Origin of the sequence: Klebsiella sp. K5-306, assembly GCF_051835185.1 — a bacterium.
GTDB classification, from domain to species: Bacteria; Pseudomonadota; Gammaproteobacteria; order Enterobacterales; family Enterobacteriaceae; genus Klebsiella; species Klebsiella oxytoca.
This window is the reverse complement of the sequence record NZ_JAIFJY010000023.1, coordinates 67,510-74,577: the sequence shown is the minus strand read 5'-3', so window position 1 is coordinate 74,577 and position 7,068 is coordinate 67,510. Positions and strand designations below refer to the sequence as shown.

Genomic DNA, 7,068 nt, shown 5'->3' with positions numbered 1-7,068 from the left:
GTTTGTGGCGATTGCGCTGTTCAGCCTGATGCCGGTGTGGGAGCTGGGCGCGCTGTGCCTGGCGCTGTTTGGCTGGCTGAGCGCAATAAGCTCGCTGCTGCAATATACGCTGATCCAGACGCAAACCCCGGAGAATATGCTCGGGCGCATCAACGGGCTGTGGACCGCGCAGAACGTGACCGGCGATGCGATAGGCGCGGCGCTGTTGGGCGGTCTGGGCGCGATTCTGACGCCGGCCGCTTCGGCGAGCGCCAGCGGCTGGGCGCTGGTGATTGTGGGCGTGGTGCTGGTCGGGCTGCTACGCGAGCTGCGCCGCTTTCAGCGCCCGGAGACGGTCAGCGAAAGCTAGTTCCGCCGGTCTTCCCGGAGGCGGCGCGTCGCGCCTGTCCGGGCTACTGGCCCGCAGACGACGGTGAACCCGTAGCCCGGGTTAGCGCAGCGCGACCCGGGAAGAAGCCGCGCCGATGTATTTATCCCGGCGCATCCCGGGCTATCGACTTGCAGTAGCCCGCTAGCGCCACCGGGAAAACCGAAAAGAGCGCCAATAAAAAGCCCCGGATGGCTCCGGGGCTGGCTATCACTCGTCAGTGACGATTAACGCTTAGTACGCGCCAAGATCGCTCCATACCGCGAACTGACCGCAGTTCAGGTCCGGCTGGTCACCCTGAGACCACCATTTCACCTGGTAGTTATGGCCTTTCCAGCTGACGGTTTCAAAGGTACCCCAGTTGCTGCCATACACGGTGCTGGCATTCCACAGCGGATAAGGCGTGGTTTCGTCTGACGGCACTACATCATCATCCGCCGGTTGAGGTTGATCATCGCTGTTATCCTGGTCGTCCGACGGCTCATCATCGTTCTTGTCTTCCGACTCGTCTTCGCTGTCATCGCTCTGGGTAGCGGCGACGACGGAGAGCACAAAGCGCTGCTGCGTTGACGGCTCACCCCAGGTATCGCGCACGAACAGAGTAAAGGTGAACTCGGTATCTTCGCTCACTTTCGGGACGTCGAACTCGATGACGGCGGCGGTTTTATCCGCCACGGCGATCGCCGCAGGCACGCCCCAACTGAAGGACAGGTCGTCGCTATCTTCATCCGAGGATTTTTCGCCGGAAAGACGCACGCGGGAGCCGCCAACCACCATCAGTTCGATGGCTGCTTTCGGCGCGTGGTTGACCGCCGGTTCAGGCTGAACGTCGTCTTCCTCATTTTCATCCGTTTCATCCGCTTCATCCGTCGGTTCGACGTTGATGCCTTCGAAATAGAACGGCTCCATATCGATAACTTCAGAGGCCATTTCATAGCCCAGACCTTCACGCGCGGCGTTCACCAGCACGCCGTTGTCCTGGTCGATAGTCCAGGTGAACAGCGCGCCCAGACCGAGGCTGGCGGCGTATTCGCCCTTGGCTTTCACCGTACGCGGGGTGTCCAGAGACATGAACAGTTTGCTTTCCGGATTGTAGAGGTAATCCGCATTGGCCACCTGGTCGGTATAGACGTTGAAACCGTTACGGCCTTTCTGGTTTTCCAGATCCAGGTAGTTATAAATGGTGTCATACCATTCGGTGGTACCCGACTCGAAGGTACCCACGGTGGTGCCGGTGCCCGGGTTATAGGTACCCTTGAGCGGAGACAGAGATTCCAGCTCTGCATTGCGGCCGTTACGGCTATAGGCAGCGTAACCAATATTAATGCGGTCTGACGGGAAGCCTTCGGCCAGCAGATGGTCGACGATGGTATTGACCGCCCAGCCGCCTTCTTCCAGCGCGTTCAGGTTGGTGTGATGGGTCAGGGTTTCCGCCCACGGCGTACCGAAGAAGTCATAGGTCATCACGTTGATGCCGTACAGACCGGCCTGCAGCAGCGCTTTCACGTTGGAGTAATCGAAGGTCTTCACTACCGCGGAGCTGGCAATGGAGATTTTGACGTTGCTCAGACCGGCGGAATCCAGCTGCTTACGCAGCTCGCCGATCAGCAGCGCATAGTTTTCGCCGTCTTCCGGGCCGTAAGGGTTGCCCGCGCCTTCCGCGTTCGGGTATTCCCAGTCGATATCCACTTCGCTGAACATCGGGAACTGTTTGAACAGTTTTACCACGCCTTTCGCGAAGGTTTTACGGGCGGAATCAGAAGCTGCGGTTTCGTGGAAGCTGTTACTCATGGTCCAGCCGCCGATGCTCATGGACAGCACCAGATCGTGACCCTGCTGCTTCGCTTTGGCCTGCAGATCGCGCAGGCCGCCGAGCAGACCTTTGGTATTCGCCTGAGTGACGGTTTTCGGATCGACGTCCCAGCCGCTGACGGAGTGGCCAACGTTAACGTAGGACTGGAAATCGCCCCACGGATCGAGGAAGGTCGGCTCATATTTGACTTTTCCGCACTGCTCGGCGGCTTCGGCAACCACATCGCGGTACATCCCATCCACTTTATGGAAGCCGGTGACGCCGACGAAGCCGACGATGATTTTGTCGTAAGCCGTAGGGGAGACGTTAGTCAGATCGTAGCCGCGACCGCGGTTATCTTTCGCATCGCCGCCCTGCAGACGTCCGTCATACTGAGACCAGTCGGTGTAGTAACCAAAGACTTTCGGTTTGCTGGTTGAGGCTTTGTATTTGTTATAGACCGGTTTGGCGACGCGAGCGGAGGTATAGCTGTAGTTGCTCACTTCGGTTGCCGGGTTAAAGCCGTCTGCGGCGTTGCTGGTTTCGGTCAGCGTATCGCCCTGAATCAATTTGCTTGTTGCCACGTTAATTTCCTTCTGTGTTGAATGCCCACCTCAAGCGGTGTGGGGCAGATAATCGGGCAACGCGGCGGCCAGGGCTAATCACAAAATAACACCGGCAGCGATGATATTTCAGCTGAGGCGGCGATGAGGCTGATGAGGTACAGTGAGAGAAAATAAGCTTTTATAACAAAGAGATGATGTGAGGAGTGATGCGCGATGAGATCCCGGCGACCCGCGCCGGGAGAAGAGCTTTAAGCAAAGAGCGCGGCTAAGCGCTGCAGCACCAGTACGGCGCTGTAATAATCCAGGCGGAAGGTTTCCGTTCCCAGCGGATAAACGCGTTTACCTTCGACTGCGGGCAGATGCGACAGCAGCGGGTTGGCGTAAATCGCATCGGCATCTTTTTGGTCGCCAGCAAACAGGAACAGGCTCTGACCGTTAAGTCCGGCGGCTAAATTTTCACCGCCCAGCTGCACGATATCATGACGTTTCCCCTGACTCTGGCTGGCATGCAGCCCGGCGGGCAGATCGGCAAGGGTAAAGCCCAGCTGTTGAAGCATCTGCCCCTGAGCGGACTCTTTCGTCCAGATATTGGCGCTATGGGCCGCGGCGGTGTAGACCAGCGCGGTGACCGGCTGCGGCGGCAGCTTCATCTTCTCTTTCAGCGCCGCCAGCTTAGTATCAAATTCCGCAATTCGCTCTGCCGCCTGTTTTTCATGGCCGGTGATCGTCCCCAGTTGGGTCAGCAGGGCCTGCCAGCTTTTGTCATCGTAGTTAATGACAAGCGTTGGGGCGATGGTGGAAAGCTGGTCGTAGAGCGTCAACGCCGAATCGCCGCCGGTGGCGCTAATCAGAATCAGATCCGGCATTTGCGCAGCGACGGCCTCAGCGCTCGGTTCGCCAATGTAGAGGCGCGACAGCTTCCGCGCTTTCGCCACATCGCTCCACTGACGTAAAAATCCCTGACCGTCGGCGACGCGGTTGTTCGGCGTCGTGGCGCCGCTGGCGACTACCGGCGCGTCAATCGCCAGTAGTGAGCCGGTCAGCGTCACGCTGGTGGAAACAATACGCAGGGGCTGGCTTTCCAGCGTGTGCGTTCCCCGGCTGTCGGTTATCTGCCGCGGCCAGTCTGCCGCCAGCGCTGAGCTAATTCCTAAAATCGCCAGACCGCTGGCGAGGAAGGTACGGCGGCAAAAGGTGGAGAAATTCACGTATTCGCATCCTGATTAAGTGGTGATAAATGAGCTGAAAACAGATCTTTGCCAGCGACGATGCCCGCCTTTCTGCCGGGAGGAGGCTTGCGCCTTACCCGGCCTGTAAACGTCATAACATCATCAGGCGAAGCGCTCCCGGAAAAACGCACGTGACCGGCAATCTGTGATGAATGCTTCTCATTTTCAGCTTTGCGCCGCGTGGATGCAAGCCTAAGTCGCACAACATGCTACCTGTACGGTTGACATAGCGCGCAATACCTTTTAGGTTACCCAACCAAAATATAAATGATAATTATTCGTAATATCTTTATCGTTTTTTGGAGGATGATATGGAAACGTCTTTGGCTGAGGAAGTACGGGAGAAAAAAATGACTCTGCCGCCGGAAAGCTTCTTCTTTATGTCGCCGTACCGCAGTTTCACCACCGCTGGCTGCTTTAGTCGGTTTTCTCATCCTGCCGCCGATGGCGAAAATCTGGATGGGGAATTCCAGCACAAAATGGCCGCCGCCTTTACAGCGGCGCGGGCTGCCGGGATCGCTAAGCCGATAATGGTCGGTGCCATTCCGTTTGATACCAGCGAGCCGTCCGAGCTGTTTATACCCACAAGCTGGGAAACCTTCTCCCGACCAGAAAAGCAGCACTCCGCGCGCTATGCGTCGGGGCTGCAGCCCATGGACGTGATTCAGCGCCGGGAGATACCCGAACAGGACACCTTTATGGCGATGGTGACGCGCGCGGCGGCCCTGACCGCGACGCCGGAAGTGGACAAAGTGGTCCTGTCGCGCCTGATTGATATCACCACCCGTGAGCGGGTTGATAGCGGTGCGCTGCTGGAGCGCCTGATTGCCCAGAACCCCGCCAGCTATAACTTCCACGTGCCGCTTTCGGACGGCGGCGTGCTGCTGGGCGCCAGCCCGGAGCTGCTGTTACGTAAAGAAGGGGCGCATTTTTACTCTCTGCCGTTGGCCGGTTCGGCCCGCCGTCAGCCGGACGATGTGCTGGACCGCGAAGCGGGGCACAAGCTGCTGGCGTCGGAAAAAGACCGCCATGAACATGAGCTGGTGACCCAGGCGATGAAGGCCGTACTGGCACCGCGCAGCAGCGAGCTAAGCCTGCCGGATTCTCCGCAGCTGATCACCACGCCGACCCTGTGGCATCTGGCGACGCAGATTCAGGGCGCCGCGCTGGCAAACGAGAATGCCATGTCGCTGGCCTGTCTGCTGCATCCCACCCCGGCGCTGAGCGGCTTCCCGCATCAGGCGGCAAAACGCCTGATTAACGAACTGGAGCCGTTCGATCGCCAGCTGTTCGGCGGTATCGTCGGCTGGTGCGATGATGAAGGCAACGGCGAGTGGGTGGTCACCATCCGCTGCGCGCGCCTGCATCAACGCACGCTGCGGCTGTTTGCAGGCGCAGGGATCGTCCCGGCCTCTTCGCCGCTAGGCGAGTGGCGCGAAACCGGCGTCAAACTGACCACCATGCTGAACGTATTCGGCTTGCAATAAGGGACTATGATGATCGAATTTACCCGCTGGCCGGAAGCGTTCGCGGCCCGCTATCGGCAAAAAGGTTACTGGCAGGATCTGCCGCTGACTAACCTGATTACCCGTCATGCCGAAAACGATGCTCCCGCCATTATCGACGGCGACAAACGCTACAGTTATCGTGAGTTCAACCGCCTGGTTGATAATCTCGCCTCCTCGCTGCAGCGTCAGGGCCTGAAGCGCGGCGAAACGGCGCTGGTGCAGCTGGGCAACGTCGCGGAATTTTATCTGACGTTTTTCGCGCTGCTGCGGATCGGCGTGGCGCCGGTGAATGCGCTGTTCAGCCATCAGCGTAGCGAGCTCAACGCCTACGCCGCCCAGATTGAACCCGCCTTGCTGATTGCCGATCGCGAACACGCGCTGTTTGCCGATGACGAATTTCTGAATGATTTTGTCAGCCAGCATCCGTCGATACGCGTGGCTCTGCTGCTCAACGACAGCGGCGAACGGAGCCTGACGGCAGCCATTGAGCGGCCTGGCGATAATTTCATTGCCGGACCAACGCCTGCCGACGAAGTGGCCTTTTTCCAGCTTTCCGGCGGCAGCACCGGTACGCCGAAGCTCATCCCGCGTACCCATAACGACTACGACTACAGCATTCGCCGCAGCAACGAGCTGTGCGGCGTGAGCGCCGAAACGCGCTACCTGAACGCGCTTCCCGCCGCCCATAACTACGCGATGAGTTCGCCAGGTTCTTTAGGCGTCTTCCTCGCCGGCGGTGTGGTGGTACTGGCGCACGATCCGAGCGCCACACTCTGCTTCCCGCTGATTGAAAAACACCAGATTAACCTGACCTCGCTGGTTCCGCCTGCGGTCAGCCTGTGGCTGCAGGAGATCCAGGATTCCGGCAGCAATGCCCGCCTGCAATCGCTGCGGCTGCTGCAGGTTGGCGGGGCGCGCCTGTCCGCGACGCTCGCGGCGCGTATTCCGGCGGAAATCGGCTGTCAGCTTCAGCAGGTCTTCGGCATGGCGGAGGGGCTGGTGAACTATACCCGCCTCAACGATAGCCCCGAGCGCATTATCAATACTCAGGGTTGCCCGATGTGTCCGGACGATGAAGTGTGGGTGGCCGATGCGCAGGGCAATCCGCTGCCGCGGGGCGAAGTCGGACGGCTGATGACCCGTGGTCCTTACACCTTCCGCGGCTATTACAAGAGTCCGCAGCATAATGCCGAAGCCTTTGATGCCGACGGGTTCTACTGTTCTGGCGATCTGATCTCGATCGATGAAGACGGCTATATCACCGTGCAGGGACGGGAAAAAGATCAGATCAACCGCGGCGGAGAGAAGATCGCGGCGGAAGAGATCGAAAACCTGCTGCTGCGCCATCCGGCGGTGATCCACGTCGCGCTGGTCAGTATGGAAGATAGCCTGCTGGGAGAAAAGAGCTGCGCATATCTGGTGGTAAAAGAACCTCTGCGCGCGGTGGCGGTACGCCGCTTCCTGCGGGAACAAGGGGTCGCAGAATTTAAACTGCCGGACCGCGTGGAGTGCGTTGATGCGCTGCCGCTGACGCCGGTGGGCAAAGTCGATAAAAAACAATTACGTCAGTGGCTGGCTGAACGCAAGCTGGGCTGAAGGAGAAGAC

General features: G+C 59.0%; 4 protein-coding genes and 1 pseudogene. 3 read left to right on the top strand and 2 right to left on the bottom strand.

The annotated features are described in order from the left end of the window. Positions 1-349, top strand: a pseudogene (locus tag K2184_RS25725) (enterobactin transporter EntS); the annotation flags it as partial. Positions 350-601: 252 nt separating this feature from the next. Here the strand turns inward: K2184_RS25725 and K2184_RS25720 are convergent. Beyond that, positions 602-2,743 carry a glycosyl hydrolase family 18 protein gene (locus K2184_RS25720; RefSeq protein WP_049591153.1) on the bottom strand — a complete coding sequence of 714 codons (2,142 nt, stop codon included), beginning with the start codon at positions 2,741-2,743 and terminating at the stop codon, positions 602-604. A 230-nt stretch (positions 2,744-2,973) separates the two neighbouring features. Continuing rightward, positions 2,974-3,888 (bottom strand): Fe2+-enterobactin ABC transporter substrate-binding protein, encoded by a 915-nt coding sequence (gene fepB / locus K2184_RS25715; RefSeq protein ID WP_202406617.1) that lies wholly within the window; start codon positions 3,886-3,888, stop codon positions 2,974-2,976. Positions 3,889-4,265: 377 nt separating this feature from the next. Here fepB and entC point away from each other — a divergent pair, with 377 nt between their 5' ends. Together entC and entE are read left to right on the top strand one after the other, a co-directional pair. Then, complete coding sequence (entC, locus tag K2184_RS25710) at positions 4,266-5,441, top strand: isochorismate synthase EntC (RefSeq protein WP_004100073.1); 1,176 nt, start codon at positions 4,266-4,268, stop codon at positions 5,439-5,441. A 9-nt stretch (positions 5,442-5,450) separates the two neighbouring features. Beyond that, positions 5,451-7,058: a (2,3-dihydroxybenzoyl)adenylate synthase EntE gene (gene entE, locus K2184_RS25705; protein ID WP_004100075.1), complete on the top strand. Its 1,608-nt coding sequence runs from the start codon at positions 5,451-5,453 to the stop codon at positions 7,056-7,058. Positions 7,059-7,068 lie beyond the last annotated feature (10 nt).

Coding starts and splice junctions, on each gene's coding strand:
- entC (WP_004100073.1), top strand. CDS start 4,266: ATGGAAACGTCTTTGGCTGAGGAAGTACGGGAGAAAAAAATGACTCTG.
- entE (WP_004100075.1), top strand. CDS start 5,451: ATGATCGAATTTACCCGCTGGCCGGAAGCGTTCGCGGCCCGCTATCGG.